Below are 23,907 nucleotides of genomic sequence, written 5' to 3'. Positions count from 1 at the left end.
AGAATGGGCGTAACGAACACGCAAGACAGCTGGAATGAGCTTTCATCAGATGAGCTGCTGGTGCTTAGACAATGCTTTATCCGGTACGCGGGACAGCCCATGAAGGAAGAAGAACCTATACAGCTTACCCGGGGAGCGTTAAGCGGAGTCGAAACGAAACTGGCACTGCGTGGATTACGTGCCCGGGGCTGGCTGGAGGCTGTTACCAAATCGTGGGGCGAACGAATTTTATATATTCCGGTTCATCGGCTACCGGATCTGTACGATATGTTGTTAGAGCAAAATCCAATGAACATGATGCATTCGGATCATCCGATAATGGTACATGAATCAATGACAGGCCTGGAGTCGGATTTGCTGCATGCGTTGTCACGTATTGCGGTACAGGGCGTTCCTTTGACGGCCAAAGGAACCATACATAAGCGGTCATTGCAAAAATTGAATGAACTGACCCCCTTTCGCCCAGAGGACCTGATAGGTCTTGGGTTGCATTATGCGCATGCAGAGCTGTATCCAGTGCAAACGGTGGTAATGATGGATTTGCTACTCAGTTTGGGTCTGTTAGTGAAAGAAACTGTGTCTTTTCGCGTTCAGGAAACGGAACTGGAGACTTGGATTCGTTTGTCTGCTTGGCAAATGCGCAAGCATATTTTTGCTACACTCATGGAAAGATACGGCAAGGCCGAAGCGTCTATGCAGCATTTTCGCTATATGCTGTGTGCCGTCTCCCAGTATGTAGGATCAGAAGGGTGGATATCTATCAAGTGTTTGCTGCAATGGATGCTTCAGGTAGGTCTGATCCAGCAGGAGAGTACGAACGGAGCTGATCCCAAGAACGGTGCCCTTTTAGACCTTGTTCCTACAATCTCAAATACGGAAGGGTTTGCGGGAGAAACGGTATCTGATTTTAATTTCAATGGACCTTTCATGGAGGAATTGAAGGGTTGGCTGAAGGCACTGACTGCTTTTGGAATGGGCGATTGGGGCCAGACTGCATCGGGCGAACTGTGTTTTCGCTGGGATGTATCTGTGATAGATATGCTTCGTCCCAATAATTACGAGGATACACATCAAGAACAAGGTACTTTTTATGTACAACCTGATTTTGAAATATTGGTTCCACCAGATGTGGCATATGATGTGCGCTGGCGACTGGAATGCTGCTGTGAACGTGTGACAGGAGATCGGATGGTAGTATACCGGATCACCAGAGAAAGTGTTACAGAGGCAATCGAGTTAGGAATGGAGGCCAAAGCAATTCCTGCTCTTCTGCACAAGTTCAGCCGGACAGGTGTGCCTGATCATGTACGCATGGCGGTGGAACAGTGGGCAGGCGATGTCGGACGGACGGCTTTTGCAACGGTAACACTTTTGCGATGTGGCACACAGGAGGATGCAGACATGGTTGCACGCCATCCCGCGCTGGAAGGATTGCTGGAACGGCTCGGTGACAGGGACTTTATTATTCCGGCGAGCTCTGCTGTCAAAATACGAAAAACGCTTGCTGCAATTGGATTAGGTCCACGTCGTGAACTGGAAGGTGTGGACGATCCGACTCATCATTATCCATTGATTTTGGAACCAGAGAACATAAGTTCAGGCAGCCCCAACAGTGAAATGGAGTCCGACCCTACTCAAGCCCGTTCTATATTTTCCCAAGAGGGAAGAGCAGGTTTTGTTTATACTGGGCGCACGCTGCATTTTTACGAACAAGAGCACACGCTGCCTGATCCGTCTGACTATTTTCCAGAAAGATCTACAGTCCCCTCCTCATGGACAAAAGAATGGAGGAGTTACCATACTTCCACTGCCCGGCAGTTGATCGAGCAAGCGATTCGTTGGCAGGCTGCTGTGGGACTGCGAATCGGTGGGAAAGAGGTTAAATGGATACCGGAGGCGGTGGTTCCCGGTGCACCATGGAGTGTCACAGGCTGGTACGCCTCAGGAATGGATGACGAAGCACCTTCTCCTGCGACTTTACAGCCAAGTGAATGGTCAGACATGCGGCTGCTGGTTCCTTTTACATAGTAGAGCCAGGAAGTGCATGAAACTCCTTCTTCTCAAAAGAAGGATGTGGTATGATAAATGAGTCTACTTTTACAGGGTAGAACTTTATATAAAGTGAGATGAACATTCATGAGCGTAGCCGAATTGAACACGGTCAATATGGCAGAAGTGCTTATTAACGCCTATGAATTGGGCGATATGGTCAACCGATCCTTTGAAGTATCGGATTATTTATATTGGAAACAGCGTGTGGAATTGAACCCGTCTATTCAGGCGTGTGTACGCAAGCTGGATGCCAAAAAGGAGCTATTCGCGGAAACGGAGCGTTTTGGGCATTTTCATCCGAACTATCATGAAGCGAAGGATGCAGTGCAGGTCGTTGAGCTGGAACTGGAACAATTCGTGGATGTTAAGGAGTTCAAACGAGCCGAAAAGGCGCTGGATGATATGCTTCATGCCATGTCTGAAACGATTGCATATTCCGTGTCCGAGACCATTAAGGTGCCGAGCAATGATCCGAATGTGAAAAAGGGCGGATGTGGCAGCGGAGGGAAATGCTCCTGTGGATAGGTCATAGGAATGATACCGAGTGGAGGGGAGATGAAGCGAATGTTTGCCGAGCGGACAGGGTACATCATTTGGGTAAGCGATATCAAGGCTGCCCGCAATCTGGAGAAATACGGAAATGTCCACTTTATTTCAAAGCGTATGCATTATGTAGTTATATATATGAATGCGGATCGGGCAGAAGATACCGTTAAAAATATTCGCAGACTTTCCTATGTGCGTAAGGTCGAGCGCTCTTTTCGAAATGAGATTAGGACGGAGTACAACGACGATAAGGAAAAGATGAAAGAATATGAAATATAAGCTTCTAATGTCTATAAATTGTAAAATATTCTTAAAAGGTCAGCCTACGGGCTGGCTTTTTTTTGTAAAGCCAGGACTTTTGCATAATGGTCTTAATGCTGTTAGACCTAAAAAATCTTTAAAAATCACCCATAAACTTCAATTTTGTAACTTGTAGTCCCGGGTCTGTTGAGGTAACATATGAATATATTGGTAGATATAAAGACCTATCTGGTGGGGAGAGTGATCCCGTGCGTGACAAAGCAATGCAGCGATGGAGTACATACGAACCGTTCTACGTGGAGATGGGCGATAAAAAAGTCGCCGATATCGTGATTACAAATCATGCGAAAACTCGCTACTTAGATCGGATAGAGCAGAAACAGTCCGAGACGAATCATATCGCCGCCTGGCTTTGGGAATGCCTGAAGCAAAACAGGATGGAGTCCTACTATCATAACGAAGAGGATGTATATTTAATTGATGGTGATCTGGTCGTCGTGGCCGAATTTGGAGAGTTGCCCGGCGAGATGGATATTGCGGGGAATCCGCTGCACAAGATGATTGTCATTACCTTTTTGGGCCGGATGTCGGAGACCATTGAATTAAGGGATTTGAAGTCATACTATTCATGGCTACGCCATTCGCGGCGCATGACACTGATGAAAAGCACTCGTAAGCAAAAATAGACGGTGATTGGGCGGTCGGCCCTAGGCGAAAAAATCTCCGAACTTATGATTACCGTCAACTTTGAGTAGAAAGTATGCAGTTATTAGCTGCATGCTTTTTTTATTTCCGTCAATATAACTCTCCAATTCGGTAAGTTTACTTGGAAATACTTCGACAGATGTTTTTCTTATGTTAAAATAGGGAGATCAGAGGGGAGAGGGCTGTCAGTATGAACTTTCATCAGTTGCACATTTTTTATACCGTAGCGGAGCGCGGAAGCTTCTCGGCGGCGGCACAAGCGCTGCATATGACACAACCTGCGGTGACGATGCAAATTCAGTCTTTGGAAGATTATTTCGGCACGAAGCTGCTGCAACGTTCGACTAAAAAAATCGAGCTTTCAGAGGCGGGAGCGACACTATTGCCTTTTGCGAAAAAAAGCATGCAACTGATCAGGGAAGCTGACGAGGCGATGTCTGCTTTTACTCACATGCTGGAGGGAAGATTGCATATTGGCGCTAGCCTAACGATTGGTGAGTATATTGTACCAAGAATGTTGGGGCCGTTTGGCCAGGAATACCCTCATATACGTATGGCGATGAATGTGATGAATACGACTCAAATTATGGATGATATACTAAAACATCAGTTGAATTTAGGACTGATTGAGGCCCCAGTCCAGCATCCAGATATCGTGGTGGAACCTGTGATGCAGGACGAACTGAAACTGATTGTGCCTTCAGGCCATGCGCTGGCCAAGGCAAAAAAAGTGGTTCTGGAAGATGTGTTTAAGCATCCTTTTGTAGCCAGAGAAAAGGGATCTGGTACACGTCAAGTGATAGAAGATGAGCTGAAAAGTCGTGGTGTGGATGCCTCCCGACTTGGTATTGTAATGGAGATGGGGAGCACTGGAGCGGTCAAATCGGCGGTAGAGGCTGGACTGGGTATTACCATGCTATCACCTTCTTCGGTGAAGCATGAAGTTGCGCTCGGATTGTTGAAAATTGTAAACATTTCAGATATCACGTTCAAACGAGAATTTTATGCAATTCATTTGAAGTCGGCGTTGTTGCCGATTCCGGTAGTAACCTTCCTGTCTTACTTGCGTCGTCATGATCAGGGAACGGACGTGCAGAGGGACTCGCAGGACGAGCTTGCAAAGCTGAAAGAGAAGGAGGATGCATAATGAAGGAGCAGATTAGCGTAAAACGATATGATTTACATACACACACCCTAGCATCTGACGGTATGCAGCCACCTGTAGATAATGTGCGCTGGGCCAAGGAAAAAGGACTGGCAGGTGTGGCCATTACAGATCATGATACGGTAGCTGGCCTGGAAGAAGCTCTGGAGGAGGGAAAACGCATAGGAATTACTGTGGTGCCAGGAGTGGAAATTAGTACTCGAGCTGGCGGTAAGGATATTCATATACTCGGTTATTTTATGGATTACCGCAATAAAGTGTTTTTGGAGCGGTTGGAAAAGCTTCGCCAGGCGCGGGATACCCGTAATGATTTGATTTTAAGTCAATTGCGTAGTCTGGGCGTGGAAATCACACTGGATGAAGTGGTGGCTACGATGGGCAGACCGCTGGCACCAGATGAAAGCATTGGACGTCCGCATATGGCGGATACGCTGGTTCAAAAGGGATATGCGAAGGATATGCGAGACGCGTTTGACCGTTACTTGGCGGAAGGAGCGCCCGGATATGTGTCAGTACCCCGTGTAGAGCCTGCGGAGGCCATAAACTGGATTCGTGAAGCAGGAGGGGGACCTGTGGTGGCCCACCCTGGCTTGTACGGAAATGATGAGCTGGTTCGCTCAATTATAGAGGAGGCGAAGCCTGTGGGCTTGGAGGTGCGACATTCGGACCATGATGCTGAGGCTGAGAGCCGATATACTGCGATGGCGGCGCAGTATGGGCTTATTGCAACTGGCGGCTCGGATTTTCACGGTGCACGCCAAGGTGTTATTTTCCACGGTGATCTGGGTAGCCGTAGTGTGGAAGGTCAGGTTGTCGAGGAATTGAGGAAGGCTGCTGTTGGACAAAAGTAAATAAAAAGCCCCTTGCCTTATGCATGGAACACAAGAAGTGTACCGTGCAAAGAACAAAGGGCTTTTTTTGTGGATTCAATAGGCTAGTGAGACTTAGCCGTTTTTGATGCGATTCGGCATTTTTTTGATCAGCTCCTCGTCGGGTGTAATGAAGAGCGTACGCTGATGGTCGTAGATGACAAAGCCAGGTTTGGCTCCGCTGGGCTTACGTACATGCCGAATCAGGGTGGCGTCCACAGGTACACTGCTGGATTGCTTGGCCTGGCTAAAATAGGCAGCGAGTTGAGCTGCCTCCTCCAGCGTCGTATCCCCGAATTGCTCAGCACGTATAACGACGTGTGACCCCGGAATATCCTTTGTGTGCAACCAGGTGTCATTTGGTCCGGCCAGTCGATTTGTCACATATTCATTTTGCAAGTTGTTTTTGCCGACCAGTAACTCGATACCTTCGGATGATGTATAGACGTGCAGGGTTGGACGGTCGTTTTTCTTCTTTTTCTTTCCTTTTTTGACCCGATCTCTGAGATAGCCCTGCTGAACCAGTTCTTCACGTATTTCCTCAATGTCATTCATAGAGGCATGGGCTAGCTGCTGAAGAAGATTGTCCATATAACGGATTTCTTCGTGCGTTTTCTCCAGTTGTTCATCAATGACAGCCAAGCTGTTTTTATATTTGTTGTATTTTTTAAAATACCGTTGTGCATTATCCGACGGGTTGAGTAGTGGGTCCAGTGGGATGGTCATTGGACGCTGTTCCTCATCATAAAAGTTAGTGAGCGTCACTACTTTGTCCCCTTTTTTCACCTCATGCAGCGAAGCGAACAGCAACTCTCCATAAATGCGAAATTGATCGGCATCTTCCGCCTCGGCCAAATCCTGATGGAGATAGTCGAGTTTTTTTAGGTTTTTACTCCGCTCGTTTTGCAGAAACCGCAGTAGGTCACTGACCTTTTGCTTAACCGTATCCCTTTCTGCTTTTTCACCGAAGAAGTCCTCCATACACTCACTGATAGTAGCGTACTCCTTACGTCCTTCTTGGATCAACGTCAGTGGAATGGCTGAGAATATCACTTTATCTTGTGCGTTTAGTCCAGATACCGGCTGAAAACGATGATTCCGCACGTCATCCATGATGTGACTGAATGTCCTCCATAGTGAACGATCACTATCACCAGATACTTCATTAGTTACTCGAGCTAGTATCTCTTCAGCAATGAGGGGACTGAGTCCAGTAAAAGTGTTCACGATCCAGCGTTTGGGAGCTTCTTCGGCCTCGATCGCTGTTTGATACGAGGATATGAAGGCTGCCTCTTCCGTTTCTAGTGGATTCAGTTTGTTTTGTTCAGGAGGCTCCGTGTATTGAAAGCCAGGCATAATGACCCGATAGCTGCTGATAGACGGTGTGACATGATGAATGCCATCCAGCATCACGCCTGTTTCCGGGTCAAGCAAAATAATGTTGCTGTGTCTACCCATCAGTTCAATGATAATTCGTTTGAGTGAAATATCTCCCAGTTCATCACGTTGACGTATATCCATGTGAATAATACGCTCCATGCCCACCTGCGTGATTTTCTCAATAACGCCTCCTTCGCAATGCTTGCGAAGGAGCATACAAAACATAGGGGCTTCTGTCGGATTAAGAAAGCTTTGTTCTGTAAAATGTACACGCGGGAAGGTCGGATTAGCCGACAGCAGCAGCTTTACGCTTCCGCCTTGTGCCCGCAGATTCAGCACGATATCGCGATCATTTGGCTGATGTATTTTATTAATGCGCCCGCCCCGGATGCCTTGCAGTTCGTGTACGATAGCGCGGGTTACGATTCCGTCCAATGCCATAATTATGTTCTCCTTTGAAGCAAATGTATTTTCGCCTTCCTTCTATGATACATAACTTTGGGACAAAACTTAAGCGGCTTTGTGATATTTCAGGTTCTGTCCGAATAGATTGAATCTAGAAAGTCTGTCCAGCTTATCAGCAATCGCGGCACAAAAATATAATAACGGGCAGCCATCCTACGCACAACCGACGGAAACGGACTATCTGACCGGGAGGGAATTGGGGAGAATGGAACAAGCACACTGGCACCAATTAAGCAATGAACAGCTTTCAACAAGTCTGGAAGTCGACCCGAAGCAGGGTCTTTCGGAGGAACAGCTTGCGGAACGAAGAGAAAGGTCAGGATGGAATGAGCTGAGCGAGGGGAAGCGAGTTTCGGCAATCTTGCTGTTGCTCAACCAGTTCAAGGATTTTATGATGCTCGTATTGATGGGAGCGACCCTGATATCCGGCCTGCTTGGTGAATATTTGGACGCGATTACCATTATTGCTATTGTTGTACTGAATGGAATTCTCGGCTTTGTACAGGAATTCAGAGCTGAGCGTTCATTGCGAGCTTTGAGACAACTGTCGGCTCCAACCGCCAAAGTGTTGCGGGGCGGCAAACGAATTCAAGTTCAGGCCAGAGAGCTGGTTCCGGGTGATATTGTGCTGCTGGAAAGTGGTGATCGCATTCCTGCAGATGTAAGGTGGTTGAGTACGAACGGCTGTGATGTAGAGGAGTCTGCCCTGACGGGGGAATCAGTTCCGGTGAGTAAGCATTGCCGCCCTATTCATGCCGCCGAAGTACCACTCGGGGATCAAAAAAACATCGGTTTTATGGGCACGATGATGACCAGAGGAACCGCACAAGGAATGGTTATACGTACAGGTATGAGTACCGAAATGGGTAAGATCGCAGACTTGATTGAAAATACGGAGTCGCAGGAGACACCGTTGCAGCACAGATTGGAGCAATTGGGCAAAATTTTGATTATCGTAGCGTTGGCGCTAACGGTGCTCGTTGTCGTAGCAGGCATTTTACATGGACAGCCAGCCATGAGCATGTTTTTGGCCGGAGTGAGCTTGGCTGTGGCGGCCATACCGGAAGGGTTGCCGGCTATTGTGACAATTGCGCTCGCATTGGGTGTGCAGCGTATGATTAAACGAAAGGCGATTGTGCGTAAGCTGCCTTCTGTTGAAACGCTCGGCTGTGCATCAGTCATTTGTTCCGACAAAACGGGCACCCTGACCCAAAATAAAATGACAGTCACCAAGCTATGGCTGGACGGTCGCTTCTGGGGAGTTACGGGAGAGGGCTACGACCCACACGGGCATATTATGGATAGAGACCTTCCTGCTGATCTTAAAAACGGACAATCTCTGCGTAGACTGCTACAAGCCAGTGTACTTTGCAACAATGCTGAAATTGTTCAAGCTGATACAGATGAGTTGCGTTCGAAAAAGAAGACCAAAGAGCCGACGCCGTCCGCCGTTTGGGAGCTGAAGGGTGACCCGACGGAAGGAGCACTGGTCACGTTAGCTGCCAAGGGCGGAGTCACGCGACAAGGGCTATATGAGCTGTACACAAGGGAGCGAGAATTCCCTTTTGACTCGGATCGGAAGCGAATGTCGGTACTCGTACGCCACCAGGGAGGACACATCGTCTTTGCCAAAGGTGCGCCGGATGTGCTGCTGGGTCAGTGCTCCTACATTTTATGGGAAGGAAATGTCGTTCCGTTAACGGGCACGCTGCGCCAAAAGGTACTGGCAGCTAACGAAGGAATGGCCTCAGAGGCGCTGCGTGTACTTGGTGTCGCTTACCGTGATATCCGCTCGCATGAGCGTGTCTCCACGGTTGAGGAGGCTGAAGCACAGCTGATCTTTATCGGGCTGACAGGCATGATTGATCCGCCACGTCGCGAGGTTCGCGAAGCCATTGGCAAGTGCCGTCGTGCTGGCATTCGCACTGTGATGATTACTGGAGATCACGGTACAACTGCAGAGGCCATTGCACAGCAGCTGGGCATTCTTCAGCGCGGCTCCCATGTGTTGACAGGACAGGAGTTGTCTGTGATGGATGATGCGGCGCTGGACAAAGCCGTTGATACCGTCTCTGTGTATGCACGGGTTTCGCCGGAGCACAAGCTACGGATCGTCAAGTCACTTCAAAGACGCGGACATGTCGTAGCCATGACCGGTGATGGCGTCAATGACGCTCCGGCGATAAAGGCGTCGGACATCGGTATTGCGATGGGCATTACCGGGACGGACGTGACCAAAGAAGCGGCTGCGCTTGTACTGAGTGATGATAATTTCTCAACGATTGTAGCCGCAATTGAGGAAGGACGGAATATTTACGAGAATATCCGTAAATTTATCCGTTATCTACTCGCCTCCAATGTTGGTGAGATTTTGACGATGTTCTTTGCCATGATGGCCGGGCTGCCATTACCTTTGTTACCGATCCAGATTTTATGGGTGAATCTGGTGACAGATGGCCTACCAGCGATGGCTCTGGGGGTGGACCAGCCAGAAAAGGATCTCATGGAGCACAAACCTCGTGGCGCAAAGGAAAATATTTTTGCTCGTCGACTGGGCTGGAAAATCATTAGTCGTGGCTTGTTGATTGGTTTATGTACGCTAGCGGCCTTCTGGCTGACATTACGTATTGCACCGGATGACGCAGGACAATTGATCAAAGCACAGTCCGTTGCCTTTGCTACGCTAGTTCTGGCACAGTTAATTCATGTATTTGATTGCCGTAGTTCCCGTTCTATTTTCCATCGTAATCCGTTTCAAAATAGTTATCTCGTGCTTGCGGTGCTTTCTTCCGTAGTGTTAATGCTGGTGGTTATGTACGTGCCTATGCTGCAACCTATTTTCAAAACGGTACCGCTCGGTTTGCGTGAGTGGGCGCTATCCATTGTGGCAGCCGGGATTCCCACGTTTCTGATGGGAGCGGGAAGTGTATGGGGCGGTCGACGCAACCGTCGTCGCGGCGGAAATACACACTTTTCAGCGGGACGTACGAAGTTTTCAGCCTAGAAATCAGGTCATGTATACCGCATCGCTTTCCCACTATTGCCCTGTATGATATCATGGGATCAAAGCTTCATGAGGAACATGATATCAGCAGCAACGGCGGAGGTAAGCTATGGAATTCACAAAAATGAACGGTCTAGGTAATGATTTTATCGTTTGGTTTGGGCATCAGGATTTGCCGTCTGACGCCTCGGAATTAGCTGTTCGGCTATGTGATCGACATTTTGGTATTGGTGCCGATGGGTTGGTATATATATTGCCGTCACAAAAAGCGGATTTCTGCATGCGTATCATTAACTCGGACGGCTCGGAGGCCGAGCAATGCGGTAATGCTATCCGTTGTGCTGCTAAATACGTATATGACCGTAAGCACATCAACCGTGAACAGATCACGATCGAGACACTGGGTGCAGGGGTACAGCAGGTCGAACTAACTGTAGAGAACGGGCTTGTTCGTATGGTGAAGGTGGATATGGGAGAGCCGATTCTTGAGGGTTTGAAGATTCCAACTACACTGGATCTGTCTAGCGTAATTAATGAGCCCATTGAAGCTGGCGGAAGTGGTTTTCGTTTTACGGCTGTATCTATGGGGAATCCGCACTGTGTCATTTATGTGGAGGATGCGCCAAGCTTTGATCTGGAAGCCTGGGGGTCGAAGCTGGAATGCCATCCGCTGTTCCCTAAAAAGACAAATGTTGAGTTCGCCACGGTACGTAGCCGGAAGCATATAGATATGAGAGTATGGGAGAGGGGAGCCGGACCAACGCTAGCTTGTGGAACCGGAGCCTGTGCTACACTTGTTGCTTCTGTACTAAACGGGTACAGCGACCGCCACGCCATTGTAAGCCTGAAGGGCGGCGACCTGGATATCGAATGGAGCGAGGACGATAATCACATATATATGACGGGCCCGGCTGAGATCGTGTACGAAGGTCGTCTGTTCTAAATCATGTGAACTTTAAAAATAGCGTGCAACTGGCCTATGAATCGTATAGAAGTGAGTGAAAAGAAGACCTTAGTAGGTCTTCTTTTTTTGGACTTACATGCCGCTGTATACAAGGAATACGATGAACAAAGCAACATTCTGTCTTTTTTTGGCGCCTGAACGATGTATAATATAGAAAATGAGAAAACAATAAGGAGGCCGTTCATAGTGCGGAAATTTCGTTGGATTTCAGCAGTTGCAGTCCTCATATTTGTAGCCACCGCGCTTCCGGTTCAGGCGGCGACCATTCCTGCTGGCGCGGAAACGACGGACAAGCAGGTTGGCTCGCTAACTCCGACAGTGGTAAGCCGTTTAGAAAAAGCGGTGCAAGAACTCATCGGTTCAAAGACAGCATTTCAATTTGACGATGTGACAGATATGGGGAAAACTTGGATTGTAGAAGGCGAACTGGAAGATGGAACTGCTACGTTGCAGACAGAATATAATAAAGAAAAAAACAGAGTGGATTCTACAACCATACGATATAAAATAAGCAGCTTAGGAAAGGCGATGAACGCGCCACTCAAGACGAAAGTGCTAAACAGCGCCAAAGCGTTTGACAGCAAGCGTCCTTTGCAATTTGAAGCATTCTGGCGGGTCAAATCCCCTTATCAGTCCAACAAGCCTTCAAATTACTGGGTATTTTGGGGCGCAGGAGAACAAGCTTCCTCGTTGTATGTGGATGTGGATCGAGGTAACGCTATTACCATCAACGCGGACTATGCGCTGAAGCAGGTGGACCCTTTGTTACTGAACCGTGCAATGAACACATTTAAGCGTGTGAGTGGACAGCGAATCAAGGTACAGCACGCTTCACGGTACAAGGACGAGACGAAGGGACTTTCATATTGGTCGTTCGAGGATGCAAACGAGGCGAGTGAGGTCAAAATTAGCGCGGTAACCGGTAAAGTGCTGGCCGTATCCACCTATGGGGTGGACTGGAATGATGACGCAGATTTCAAAAAAACATTTGCAAGCCCGAAATATACTGCCTCAGAAGCTTTGAAGCTAGTCAAGCCCAAGGCTCAAATGTTGTTTAATATCAATTTGTCGGGCTATAAAGTGAAAGTTCAAGGGAATCAATATACGTTCTCGAAGCAGCAAAAGGGAACGGATTCTATTGTGGCTAAAGTGAATAAAAAAGGGACTTTTTACGCTTACTCTCTTCATTCTTCTGATGGGAAAATGCCATGAAAATGTATTAGGAAATAGAAAAGATAAATCAAGTCGTTTCACTCCTGATATCATTTTGTCGGGGAGTGGGGCGGCTTTTTTTGTTTTTGGCTTATGTTTATAGTCTCTTTATGTTACATTAGTATGAAAATAAAGAGCGGGGTGGAGCAGAGGACATGAAACCGGATTTGCGTACTGTGCTGAATCGTGAAATTATTGTCGGAGACGGCGCAATGGGGACTTTTTTATATCAGCTAGGATTTCCAGTAAATACGTCTTTCGAAGAACTGAACATCACTTCGCCTGACGTTATATCAGACGTACATGGTCAATATTTAAGTGCAGGAGCTCGATTGCTGGAGACTAATACATTTTCTGCAAATGATTATAAGTTAGCCCGGTTTGGACTGGAATCTAAGGTAGAAGAGATCAATCGTGCCGGTGTGAGAATTGCCAGAGCTGCGGCCGGACCTGAACATTATGTGGTAGGTGCGGTGGGTTCCATATGTGGGGGCAAACGGCTTAACATATCCAAGCTGGAGCTGGCAAGAAACTATGAGCAGCAAATTGATGCCCTTCTCTCCGAAGGAGTCGACGGCATTCTGTGCGAAACGTTTTATTCACTGGATGAAATACGCATTGCGCTTCACAGTGTACGTAAATACAGTGACATTCCGGTAATTTGTCAGTTTGCAGTTGATCAGGTTGGTCGCACCCAGGATGGTTTTTTAGTTGCGGAAGCTTTTTCGGTGCTGCGTAATGAGGGGGCAGACATCCTTGGATTTAACTGTCACTCGGGTCCGCAGGGAATTATGAGTGTAATGGAGCAGCTGGATGGCCCTTTGTCTGTACCGCTGTCCGTATATCCGAATGCGGGACTAGCAGATTATGTGGACGGTCACTATGTATACGGTGCATCACCTGAATATTTTGGAGAATGTGCCAAGTCCTTTGTAGACCTGGGGACGAGGCTGCTCGGTGGTTGCTGCGGAACTACACCGGACCATATTGCAGCTATCTCAAAAGCTTTGAACCGTTTGCAACCGCCTCCGCTGGCTTCAAAAGAAGCTCTGTCGAAAGAGTCCTTTCAAGTGGCGGAGCAGATTGCAGATGAAGGGGAACGAGGAAATGGCAGACATACCAGCGAGCCCAACATTGTGGATCTGGTTAAGGAACGACATACGGTCATTGTAGAACTGGATCCTCCGCGCGATCTGGACATTACGAGGTTTATGCAAGGTGCTCATGCGTTGAAGAAAGCCGGGGCCGACGCACTTACACTGGCTGACAACTCGCTTGCAGTTACTCGTATGAGCAACATGGCGCTTGGACATTTGGTCAGTATTGAAACAGGTTTGCGCCCATTAATTCATATAGCATGTCGTGATCGCAATCTGATTGGTACTCAATCCCACATGATGGGTTTTGACGCGCTCGGTATTGACCATGTACTGGCGGTTACTGGCGATCCGGCGCGGTTCGGTGATTTGCCAGGCGCCAGTTCGGTGTATGATATGACCTCTTTTGAAATCATACGCATGATCAAGCAATTAAATGATGGTGTTGCATTTTCCGGTAAGCCACTGAAGCAGAAGGCTAATTTTGTGGTAGGTGCCGCATTTAATCCTAACGTCAAGCATTTGGGTAAAGCCGTGCAGCGATTAGAGAAGAAAATTGCCTCCGGAGCTGATTATGTTATGACTCAGCCCGTTTACGACCACGAGCTCATTGCAGCCATCGCGGAAGCGACACGACATTTGGAAGTACCGATTTTTATCGGTATTATGCCGCTGGCTAGTGGGCGCAATGCAGAATACTTGCACAATGAAGTGCCAGGCATTCAGTTATCCGATGAGGTACGTGCACGTATGTCTGGTCTTGAGGGTCCGGAAGGACGAGCAATGGGCGTGTCTATTGCCAAGGAGTTACTCGATACGGCAATGGAACATTTTAATGGTATCTATTTTATGACTCCATTTATGTTCTATGAAATGACAGCTGAATTGACTTCCTACGTATGGCAAAAATCAGGCCGCGTACAGGCCCCCTTGTTTCGACTATAATAATCAATTACAATAGTATAATGGATGTGATGCCGATGTCATTGAGTATGACCGGATACGGTCAAGCCATCCTTCATTATGAGGGCTATAAAGTGCGCTTGGAATTGAAATCGGTGAATCACCGCTATTGCGAAGTGATGATGAGAATTCCGCGCGAATGGACTCGTTACGAAGATGGCTTGAGAAGAACGGTTCAACAGCAGATTAAACGCGGTCGTATCGATGTCTTCATCCACAGAGAACGTGATGAAGAACAGATGCCCGCCGCGCGGTTGAATGACACTGTGGTGCAGGCTTACCTGCATGCAGCGGAGCAGCTGGCGGATCGTTATGGAGTGAAAGGAACGTTAGGGATAAGCGATATTCTTACTTTGCCTGACGTTCTGGGTGAGCCTGGAGAGGCTTGCCATGGAGACGAAGAGGACTGGGAAGAGCAACTACAGCGAGCTTTGAATGAAGCTTTGCAAGGTTTACTGGAGATGAGAAGGCGAGAAGGCGGGCATTTGGCGCAAGATGTGGAATCCCGTATTTTACGGCTGGAATCCCTGCATCATGAAATGACGGTGCTGGCTCCTCATGTTGTGAGCGACTACCGTAACAGGCTGAAACACAGGCTTAAAGAGCTTCAGGACGGTTCATTTACGCTTGATGAACATAAGTTCGGAATGGAGATTGCGTTATTCGCGGATCGCAGCAATATTGATGAGGAACTTACCCGGCTTCAAAGTCACTTTGGACAGTGCAAGGGATTGCTGCTGTCAGACGAGCCGGCCGGTCGCAAATTAGATTTTTTAATCCAGGAAATGAACAGGGAAGTCAACACGATCGGCTCCAAGGCTAATCATCTCACATTGGTTAATTTGGTCGTTGAGATGAAAGCAGAGCTCGAGAAAATTCGTGAGCAGGCTGCAAATATTGAGTAGCTACCTGGTAGCGGCACGGCTGCAAGAGTCACATGTATAGGGGGAAAGACCTGAATATGGCAATCAAATTGATCAATATTGGTTTCGGCAATATCGTGTCGGCCAACCGAATTATCTCCATCGTCAGTCCGGAGTCTGCTCCGATCAAGCGGATTATACAGGAAGCCAGGGACCGTCATATGCTAATTGATGCTACCTATGGCCGCCGGACGCGGGCTGTTATTATTACAGACAGTGATCATGTAATCCTGTCTGCGGTGCAGCCGGAGACGGTCGCTCATCGCCTATCCACTAAAGATGATGACAATGACGAATAAAAATGGAGTGTACTATGGCTAAGGGATTATTATTTGTAATATCCGGACCTTCGGGTGTCGGTAAAGGGACGGTAGGCAACGCATTGCGTGATAAGCTACCAGAGATAACATACTCCGTTTCTGCTACAACTCGAACACCTCGTTCAGGCGAACAGGATGGAGTGACCTATTTTTTTAAAACGCGTGAAGAATTTTTGGGTATGATTGAACGAGATGAAATGCTGGAGTATGCTGAGTATGTAGGGAACTATTATGGTACTCCACGTGATTTTGTAGATCAGACGCTTGCGCAGGGAAAAGATATTTTTCTGGAGATTGAAGTTCAGGGAGCGCTAAAGGTTAAAGAAAAATTTCCAGAAGGCATATTCATCTTTCTGCTTCCGCCTTCGCTAGACGAATTAAAGGATAGAATCCGGGGACGGGGCACAGAAACTCAAGCGACCATAGACCACCGTATGTCGGTAGCTGTGGATGAAATGAATTTGTTGCGTCACTATGATTATGCGGTCGTCAATGATGAGATTGATTTCGCTTGTAAACGAATAGAATCCATTATTATCGCCGAACATTGTAAGGTTCATCCTTAAACGAGGGCTTTACATATGCCAAGCGTACCTAAAGAGAAATAATACTGTATAAGCTGAGGTTGAAGGTGTACACTGGAGTTCAGCTTATACAGTCCCAAAACTACATGAAGAGGTGTCTATTCGTGCTGTATCCTTCCATTGATGAAATGATGAAAAAGGCAGATAGTAAGTATTCGTTGGTTGTAGCGGCTTCACGTCGTGCCAGACAGTTGCGCGAGGGTGAAAAGACGACTCTCAAGAATCCTAAATCCCACAAACAGGTTGGAGTGGCGTTGGAAGAGATTTACGCGGATCATCTGCGTCTTGAAAGCGGCGAAGACGAGTAAGAATTATACACAACTATTATAACCGGGCGCAATGCCAATTCCTTTGACAACCGCAAGGTTGTTATTTTTTTAGGTCAGGGGGAGTTAACGATGTTGAAGGGAAAAGTTATTATTCTTGGTATAACTGGCGGAATTGCTGCTTACAAAGGGGCTGCGCTGTGCAGTAGGTTGACGCAAAAGGGAGCCGAGGTTCATGTGATTATGACGGCCTCTGCCAAGGAGTTTATTACCGAACTTACGTTGCAGTCGCTCTCTCGTAATCCGGTGTACAGTGACACATTTGATGAAAGAGAGCCGTCAGTCGTATCCCATATTCATCTGGCGGATGCGGCTGATTTGGTGCTTGTTGCTCCTGCAACTGCGAATATTATCGGGAAAATGGCGCATGGTCTTGCTGATGATATGCTGTCTACAACGCTGCTGGCTACAACAGCGCCTATTATGGTGGCCCCTGCGATGAACGTACATATGTACACTCATCCGGCAGTCATGCAAAATATGGAGACGCTTGTATCACGTGGCGTGAAGATGATTGAGCCTGGTGAAGGATTACTGGCTTGCGGTTACGTTGGCAAAGGACGTTTGGAAGAGCCGGACACAATTGTGCAAACCATAGAGCGCTTTTTTGATCAGCAAGCTCAGGAACAAAAAACCAACATCAAGTCTGAACCACGATGGTTTGGTGGCGAATCTATGGAGGCTCAAGTGCCTGAGTCACTTGTGAATGAGAATGAATCGGTGCTTTCAGGCAAAAAAGTCATTGTAACGGCTGGAGGCACGATAGAGCGAATTGATCCAGTGCGTTATATCACAAATGATTCATCTGGCAAAATGGGCTTTGCCATTGCAAAAGTGGCTCAGGAGATGGGGGCAGAGGTGCACTTGATTGCTGCCAATACCAGCGCGGAACCGCCTGCTGGTATTATGCTTGAAAGAGTCCAGTCAGCTGAAGACATGTACGCCGCTGTATTAAAACAATGGGAAACGAGCGATATGGTCGTTATGGCTGCTGCAGTTGCAGATTATCGACCACGTGAGATTGCACAGACCAAGATCAAGAAAAAAGATAGTGTATTTACGCTAGAGCTAGTGAAGAACGTCGATATTCTAGAATCACTCGGACAGAGTAAGAAACATCAATTTTTAATTGGCTTTGCAGCTGAAACCGAACATTTGGAGACGTATGCGATAGATAAATTAGAACGTAAAAATTGTGATTTGATCGCGGCAAACGATGTAACTGTGAATGGTGCTGGTTTTGGCGTCGATACGAATGCTGTTCAAATTTATGACCGAAGCGGGATCGTAGAGCGTATTCCTGTACAGTCAAAGGAAGAAGTTGCGCGTAAGTTGCTTACTATAGCCGCGGGACGCATGGGTGGGGTGCTGCATTAATGGAGACGGGCAATTTAGTTGCCAAGGTCATTGTCGATGTACCTGCCAAGGATACGGACCGCACCTTCGATTATCTGATACCAGACTCAATGAGACCTTGGATTGAGCCGGGTAGCCGGGTAGCTGTGCCATTTGGCAAACGGACGGTGCAGGCTTTTGTCATCTCGGTAGTCCCAGCTGATGATCCACCGAAATACAGGATGAGAGCGATCCAGGAGTTACTGGATTTGGTACCACCCTTATCTGCCGACCTAGTCGAACTGGGCAAATGGATGAGCGAACGTTATGCTTGTAATCAAATTATGGCACTGCAAGTGATGATTCCTACCGCGCTCAAGGGCAAAGCAGAACGTTATATCTCAATTGCCGAACAGCATGAGTTAACGCATCCACAGCGTACTATACAACCGAATCAGGGCGATGAACTCGAATGGGCACTTCTGACCGACGATGGTATGAGTGATCCGACGGAGCGTCGGATTGTTAGCTTCATTCAGGAGAAGGAGCAAGTCCCATTGCAGCAACTCAGTCGACGTTTCCCTGAGGAAGCAGAGGTTATTAAATCACTGTTACGCCGGGGTGTGCTTCAGGAAAGTCAAGTTATTAAAGACAAACTCGGCAAAAAGACCATGAAATCCGTTGATCTGGCTATCGGCATAGACGAGGCATCAACGGCGCTGGAGCAATTTTCTGCCAAAGCGCAGCGTCAGCGGGAGGTACTTGCTTTTTTGCTGGAACGTAGCGAGTTTCTGCCTCTGTCGCTGAAGGAGGTCATGACCTCACTGAGTGTATCGGCAGCAACGGTTAAGGCGCTGGAAGATAAGGGCTACGTGTTGCTGGAGGATGTCGAAGTGTTCCGCGACCCATACCGGGGCAGACACTTCAAGCCTACAGAGCCACTCCCTCTCACGGCAGAGCAGCAATCGGTATATGAACGGATTATTCGCCAGCTGGACACGCGTGAGCAGGGAGCTTATTTGTTGCATGGAGTCACAGGGAGCGGTAAGACGGAAATCTATCTACAGACGATTCAGCGTTGTATTGAGCAGAATCGTCAGGCCATTGTACTGGTACCTGAAATATCGTTAACCCCACAAATGGTAGAACGTTTTAAAGGCCGCTTTGGCGATCAGGTAGCAGTGATGCACAGTAGGTTGTCCGGGGGGGAACGGTACGATGAGTGGCGCAAAATACGCGAAGGCCGTGTGAAAGTGGCGATTGGTGCTCGCTCGGCAGTATTTGCGCCTTTTCGTGAGTTAGGTCTTATTATTATGGATGAGGAGCACGAAACGTCCTACAAGCAGGAAGAGACACCTAAATACCATGCGCGTGATGTTGCCATTCGCAGAGCCCATCAGCATGGGGCTGTCGTTATTCTCGGCTCGGCAACACCGTCGCTGGAAAGCTACTATGCGGCTCGCTCACAAAGCAACGACGAGTTTGCGCCGTTGCTGCTTGAAATGCCAACTCGCGCATTGGGGAACACGTTACCCGAAGTACATATCATGGATATGCGTGAGGAACTGCGTGCTGGCAACCGCTCTATGTTCAGCCGTGCGTTGCATAATGGAATTGCAGAGCGGTTAGAGCGTAAGGAGCAGACGGTACTACTGTTGAATCGGCGTGGGCACTCCACGTTCGTCATGTGCCGTAGCTGTGGCTATGTCGCGGGTTGTCCGCATTGTGATATTTCGCTTACGTATCATCAGCGGTCGAACAATTTACGTTGCCATTACTGTGGTTATTCCGAGCCCGTGCCTCAGACTTGCCCTGAGTGCGGTAGTGAGCATATTCGTTATTTCGGTACAGGTACCCAGCGAGTGGAAGAAGAGCTGGCGAAGCTATTCCCCGGTATACGTGTTGTTCGAATGGATGTTGATACAACGACAGAAAAAAATGCCCACGAAAAGCTTCTCAAGCAATTTCGTGATAAAAAAGCGGACGTGCTGCTCGGTACTCAAATGGTTGCCAAAGGCCTGGACTTTCCCGATGTGACACTGGTTGGTGTCATTACTGCGGATTCGGCTCTCAATTTACCGGATTTTCGGGCTGCGGAAAAGACATTTCAGCTGTTAACACAAGTAGCTGGACGGGCTGGGAGACATCAATTGCCGGGGGAAGTATTCGTACAATCCTATACTCCAGAGCATTATTCGGTGATTCACGCAAGTCGCCATGATTATGCTTCTTTTGTGAGGGAAGAATTGAAACACCGCCGCAATTTGCACTATCCACCATATTGTCGTCTTATTTTGGTGACCTTTTCTCATGAACAACTCCCGGTGCTGGTCCGATTGGCTGAGAATTATTCAGCAACACTACAGGGACGGGCCAGACAACGGGGCTGGTTCGGGAATATGGATCGTCTTACATCGGATGTACTCGACATTTTGGGGCCAGTAGCTTCACCCATTTCGAGAATCAAGAATAGATACCGATTTCAATGTATGATAAAATGGCGTGGAAATATCGATGCGATTAGTTTGGCTCAGCAAGTAGCTGATGAAATGGCCGAATCCGCACAGGCACAAAAGTTGCTGATTAGTCTGGATGTTGATCCGCAAATGCTTATGTAGAGTGTTGCCACAAAAGTTATTATCACAATTAATGCGGACAAGCCGTCCGTACATAGGATAATGTAGCAGTCGCGTGTGTGATGAATACAGTTAAGCCTAAATGAAACATAAAGAGGAAGGTGTTCTGTTGTCATGTCAATTAGAATTATAGTGTTGGAGCCGGATGACGTATTGCACAAAGTAGCAAAGGAAGTCACTAAAATTACGCCTAACGTGCAAAAGCTGCTCGACGATATGGCAGATACGATGTATGAAGCGGAGGGAGTAGGTCTTGCTGCTCCGCAAGTAGGTATTTTGAAGCGTCTCATTGTTGTAGATGCTGGAGATGAGCATGGATTGATTAAAATGATCAATCCAGAGATCGTGGCCGAAGAAGGGGAGGAATTGGGTCCTGAAGGCTGCCTGAGTATACCTGGGTTGAACGGGGATGTGCGTCGTGCCGAGAAGGTTACAGTCAAGGGACTGGACCGCGAGGGTAAGGCCATTACCGTTACAGCGACAGGATTGCTTTCTCGTGCTTTTCAGCATGAAATTGACCATTTAAATGGAATTTTATTCACGGATATTGCAGAAAAAGTATATGAGGTTGCGCTGGAACAGCCAGGACCGAACCGTCAGATAGGAGAGTGAGGTTCGATGAGTCAAGACATTCGTATTATCTTTATGGGTACGCCTGAGTTTGCAGTGCCATCGCTGAACATGTTACTGGACAACGGTTATAACGTGGTCGGTGTGATTACACAGCCCGATAAGCCACAGGGACGAAAAAAAATATTGACGCCTACACCAGTCAAGGAAGCGGCAGAAAAACGCGGATTACCTGTACTGCAACCGACCCGCCTGCGCCAGCCAGAAGCGGTGGCCCAGGTGGCAGAGCTGCGTCCTGATCTGATCGTAACCGCAGCCTATGGGCAAATTTTGCCTAAGTCCGTACTAGACTTGCCTCGGTTCGGCTGTCTGAATGTGCATGGTTCGTTACTTCCCCGTTATCGGGGAGGTGCACCGATCCAGCGTGCGATTATTAACGGTGAGACCGTAACGGGTGTGACGCTGATGTATATGGCGGAAGGACTGGATACTGGCGATATGATATCGCGAGTTGAGGTTGCTATAGAGCCGGAGGATACCTCCGGTACGATTTTTGAGAAGTTAAGCGTAGCTGGAGCAAAGCTTTTGCAGGACGAGCTGCCTAAGTTGCTGGCAGGCCAATCAGACCGTACGCCGCAAAATGAGGACGAGGCTACCTATGCCCCTAACCTGAACCGCGACGATGAGCGCATTTCGTGGAGTGACAATGCACAGCAGATATACAACCGGATTCGCGGCCTTGTTCCCTTTTCCGGCGCGTTTACGCTTTGGGAGGGAAATGTTTTTAAAATATGGGCTGCTGAGCAGCCTTTCATAAATAATGAAGTGAGTGTCTCAAATGCTCCAGCACCCGGGACGGTTCTTCAATTGACCGCTCGTGGCATTGAGGTGCAGACAGGCGAAGGAACTCTCTGGCTGACTCAGGTTCAACCGGCTGGCAAAAAAGTTATGGATGCTGGAACCTTTGCACGCGGCGGACAGATGAAGCCAGGCATGGTGCTCGGATGAGCGGGAGTCACTCCCGCCAGGGAGGCCAAGGCAAGGGAGTGGGTGCCAGAACCGGCAAGACTCGCAATCAGACGGCGCGGGAAGTTGCACTTGATGTGTTGACCAGTGTGGAGCAAGAGGGTGCGTATAGCAATCTTGAGCTAAATCGTCGGCTTCAGCAGGCAGGTTTGTCTGCAAGTGATGCTGGTTTGGCGACGGAACTTGTATACGGTACAGTCGCACGCCGAAATACACTAGATTATTTTTTGAATAAATTTGTTCAAAAAGGAACGGCCAAGCTTCAGGCTTGGGTACGTTCGTTGCTGCGGATGAGTGTGTATCAGGTGGTGTATCTGGATCGAGTTCCGGATCATGCAGTCGTTAGTGAAGCGGTGACCATTGCCAAGCGGCGTGGGCATCAGGGTATTTCCGGTATGGTCAACGGCGTGCTCCGCAGCATGCTGCGTGAGCCGGACAAGCTGCGTATTCCTGACGATTTGTCACCGGAGGAACGGATTTCATTAGAACATTCCCATCCACAGTGGCTGGTTAAGCGCTGGATTAAGCAGTACGGTGCAGATACTGCTGAGGCTATCTGTCAGGCTAATAATGAGCCCCCTGCGGTCAGCGTACGGGTGAATACGACAATGATCAGCCGTGATCAGCTGCTGGACGAGATGAACTCAAAAGGGCTTGATGCCGTTCCTTCAGCAGTTAGTCCTTATGGGATTGTTGTTCGTAGCGGTGGAAATATGGCGCTTACCTCGTGGTATACGGACGGCTTGCTGTCCGTACAGGATGAAAGCTCCATGCTCGTTGCCGAAGCAGTCGCTCCTGTGCCTGGCATGCTGGTACTGGATTGCTGTGCCGCTCCAGGTGGCAAAACAGCTCATATGGCTGAGCTGATGAAGGATCACGGACGGATAGTTGCGAATGATCTGCATGCCCATAAGCATCAATTAATTCGTGAACAGGCTAATCGACTTGGCCTGGATGCCGTGGAAACAGTCACTGGTGATGCGCTAGAACTGAAGGAACGATATGCTCCAGCTTCTTTTGACCGTATTTTGCTGGATGCGCCATGCTCTGGCTTTGGAGTGATTCGTCGTAAACCGGACCTGCGTTGGAGCAAAACTGCGCAGGATGTTCGCGACATTACACAGCTTCAGCATGAGCTGCTGGATAGTGTGGCGGGACTGTTGAAGCCAGGTGGTATTCTGGTATACAGCACATGCACGATTGAACCGGACGAAAATGAAGGACAATTGACTCAATTTTTAAGCGAACATCCAGAGTATGAATTGGCAGAGGGTCATTCCTTCCCAGACGTGAGCCGCGAAAAGGATAGTATACAGGGAGGCTCGGTACAGCTGTTACCGCAGCATTTCCACAGCGACGGATTTTATATCGCGCGCCTGCGTCGGGTGAAATAGCGCGGAAGAGAATTCCAGGCAGCTTTCCACCAGTATTTCCACATTCCGCCGGAACATTTCCGGCGGTTTTTTGCATGAAGACGAAAAATTTTTACCCCCTCAGGGATTTG

At 48.2% G+C, this 23,907-nt stretch carries 20 protein-coding genes; 19 read left to right on the top strand and 1 reads right to left on the bottom strand.

Annotated elements, in window-relative coordinates; translation table 11 throughout:
* Window positions 1–3 precede the first annotated feature (3 nt).
* The 6 genes from BM358_RS08090 to BM358_RS08065 all read left to right on the top strand — a co-directional run bounded on the left by BM358_RS08090 (window position 4) and on the right by BM358_RS08065 (window position 5,580).
* Entirely contained in the window at window positions 4–2,028 is a 2,025-nt protein-coding gene (locus BM358_RS08090; RefSeq protein ID WP_028540554.1) for a helicase-associated domain-containing protein, read from the top strand.
* Between the two features lie 108 nt (window positions 2,029–2,136).
* Window positions 2,137–2,577, top strand: coding sequence for a YlbF/YmcA family competence regulator (locus BM358_RS08085; RefSeq protein ID WP_013310906.1), 441 nt, complete (start codon window positions 2,137–2,139; stop codon window positions 2,575–2,577).
* Between the two features lie 39 nt (window positions 2,578–2,616).
* Window positions 2,617–2,877 (top strand): YlbG family protein, encoded by a 261-nt coding sequence (locus BM358_RS08080; RefSeq protein ID WP_023989316.1) that lies wholly within the window; start codon window positions 2,617–2,619, stop codon window positions 2,875–2,877.
* A gap of 230 nt (window positions 2,878–3,107) precedes the next feature.
* Window positions 3,108–3,545: a hypothetical protein gene (locus BM358_RS08075; protein WP_023989315.1), complete on the top strand. Its 438-nt coding sequence runs from the start codon at window positions 3,108–3,110 to the stop codon at window positions 3,543–3,545.
* 209 nt (window positions 3,546–3,754) lie between these two features.
* The gene (locus tag BM358_RS08070; RefSeq protein WP_049828338.1) at window positions 3,755–4,711 is read left to right on the top strand and encodes a selenium metabolism-associated LysR family transcriptional regulator; all 957 of its coding nucleotides are present in this window, start codon (window positions 3,755–3,757) and stop codon (window positions 4,709–4,711) included.
* Window positions 4,711–5,580, top strand: coding sequence for a PHP domain-containing protein (locus BM358_RS08065; RefSeq protein WP_028540555.1), 870 nt, complete (start codon window positions 4,711–4,713; stop codon window positions 5,578–5,580). The genes BM358_RS08070 and BM358_RS08065 overlap by 1 nt, the downstream gene beginning before the upstream one ends.
* A 93-nt stretch (window positions 5,581–5,673) precedes the next feature.
* Here BM358_RS08065 and BM358_RS08060 read toward each other — a convergent pair whose 3' ends face one another.
* A complete protein-coding gene (locus tag BM358_RS08060) occupies window positions 5,674–7,419 on the bottom strand; it encodes an Rqc2 family fibronectin-binding protein (protein WP_028540556.1) in 1,746 nt (581 codons plus the stop codon).
* A 229-nt stretch (window positions 7,420–7,648) separates the two neighbouring features.
* Between BM358_RS08060 and BM358_RS08055 the strand changes: the two genes are divergently transcribed.
* The 13 genes from BM358_RS08055 to rsmB all read left to right on the top strand — a co-directional run bounded on the left by BM358_RS08055 (window position 7,649) and on the right by rsmB (window position 23,797).
* Window positions 7,649–10,447, top strand: a complete 2,799-nt coding sequence (locus BM358_RS08055) for a calcium-translocating P-type ATPase, SERCA-type (protein ID WP_028540557.1) — start codon at window positions 7,649–7,651, stop codon at window positions 10,445–10,447.
* Between the two features lie 109 nt (window positions 10,448–10,556).
* Window positions 10,557–11,390: a diaminopimelate epimerase gene (dapF, locus tag BM358_RS08050; RefSeq protein ID WP_028540558.1), complete on the top strand. Its 834-nt coding sequence runs from the start codon at window positions 10,557–10,559 to the stop codon at window positions 11,388–11,390.
* 207 nt (window positions 11,391–11,597) lie between these two features.
* Window positions 11,598–12,623 carry a hypothetical protein gene (locus BM358_RS08045; RefSeq protein WP_023989310.1) on the top strand — a complete coding sequence of 342 codons (1,026 nt, stop codon included), beginning with the start codon at window positions 11,598–11,600 and terminating at the stop codon, window positions 12,621–12,623.
* 155 nt (window positions 12,624–12,778) lie between these two features.
* Window positions 12,779–14,665 carry a bifunctional homocysteine S-methyltransferase/methylenetetrahydrofolate reductase gene (locus BM358_RS08040; RefSeq protein WP_028540559.1) on the top strand — a complete coding sequence of 629 codons (1,887 nt, stop codon included), beginning with the start codon at window positions 12,779–12,781 and terminating at the stop codon, window positions 14,663–14,665.
* Between the two features lie 35 nt (window positions 14,666–14,700).
* Complete coding sequence (locus BM358_RS08035) at window positions 14,701–15,588, top strand: YicC/YloC family endoribonuclease (protein ID WP_028540560.1); 888 nt, start codon at window positions 14,701–14,703, stop codon at window positions 15,586–15,588.
* A 56-nt stretch (window positions 15,589–15,644) separates the two neighbouring features.
* Window positions 15,645–15,905 (top strand): extracellular matrix/biofilm regulator RemA, encoded by a 261-nt coding sequence (gene remA, locus BM358_RS08030; RefSeq protein ID WP_005548256.1) that lies wholly within the window; start codon window positions 15,645–15,647, stop codon window positions 15,903–15,905.
* A 14-nt stretch (window positions 15,906–15,919) separates the two neighbouring features.
* Window positions 15,920–16,492: a guanylate kinase gene (gmk, locus tag BM358_RS08025; protein ID WP_013310894.1), complete on the top strand. Its 573-nt coding sequence runs from the start codon at window positions 15,920–15,922 to the stop codon at window positions 16,490–16,492.
* 122 nt (window positions 16,493–16,614) lie between these two features.
* Window positions 16,615–16,818 carry a DNA-directed RNA polymerase subunit omega gene (rpoZ, locus tag BM358_RS08020; RefSeq protein ID WP_013310893.1) on the top strand — a complete coding sequence of 68 codons (204 nt, stop codon included), beginning with the start codon at window positions 16,615–16,617 and terminating at the stop codon, window positions 16,816–16,818.
* Between the two features lie 90 nt (window positions 16,819–16,908).
* Window positions 16,909–18,213: a bifunctional phosphopantothenoylcysteine decarboxylase/phosphopantothenate--cysteine ligase CoaBC gene (gene coaBC / locus BM358_RS08015; protein ID WP_023989307.1), complete on the top strand. Its 1,305-nt coding sequence runs from the start codon at window positions 16,909–16,911 to the stop codon at window positions 18,211–18,213.
* A complete protein-coding gene (priA, locus tag BM358_RS08010) occupies window positions 18,213–20,789 on the top strand; it encodes a primosomal protein N' (RefSeq protein ID WP_028540561.1) in 2,577 nt (858 codons plus the stop codon). The genes coaBC and priA overlap by 1 nt, the downstream gene beginning before the upstream one ends.
* Before the next feature lie 132 nt (window positions 20,790–20,921).
* Window positions 20,922–21,419 (top strand): peptide deformylase, encoded by a 498-nt coding sequence (def, locus tag BM358_RS08005; RefSeq protein ID WP_013310890.1) that lies wholly within the window; start codon window positions 20,922–20,924, stop codon window positions 21,417–21,419.
* A 6-nt stretch (window positions 21,420–21,425) separates the two neighbouring features.
* Window positions 21,426–22,385 carry a methionyl-tRNA formyltransferase gene (gene fmt, locus BM358_RS08000; protein ID WP_028540562.1) on the top strand — a complete coding sequence of 320 codons (960 nt, stop codon included), beginning with the start codon at window positions 21,426–21,428 and terminating at the stop codon, window positions 22,383–22,385.
* Entirely contained in the window at window positions 22,382–23,797 is a 1,416-nt protein-coding gene (gene rsmB, locus BM358_RS07995) for a 16S rRNA (cytosine(967)-C(5))-methyltransferase RsmB (RefSeq protein WP_028540563.1), read from the top strand. Before fmt ends, rsmB begins: the two co-directional genes overlap by 4 nt.
* Window positions 23,798–23,907: the final 110 nt, after the last annotated feature.

The organism is Paenibacillus sp. cl130 (assembly GCF_900116035.1).
GTDB lineage: Bacteria > Bacillota > Bacilli > Paenibacillales > Paenibacillaceae > Paenibacillus > Paenibacillus polymyxa_B.
Note: the sequence above shows the minus strand (reverse complement) of the source record. Positions and strands in the feature narration are given on the sequence as shown.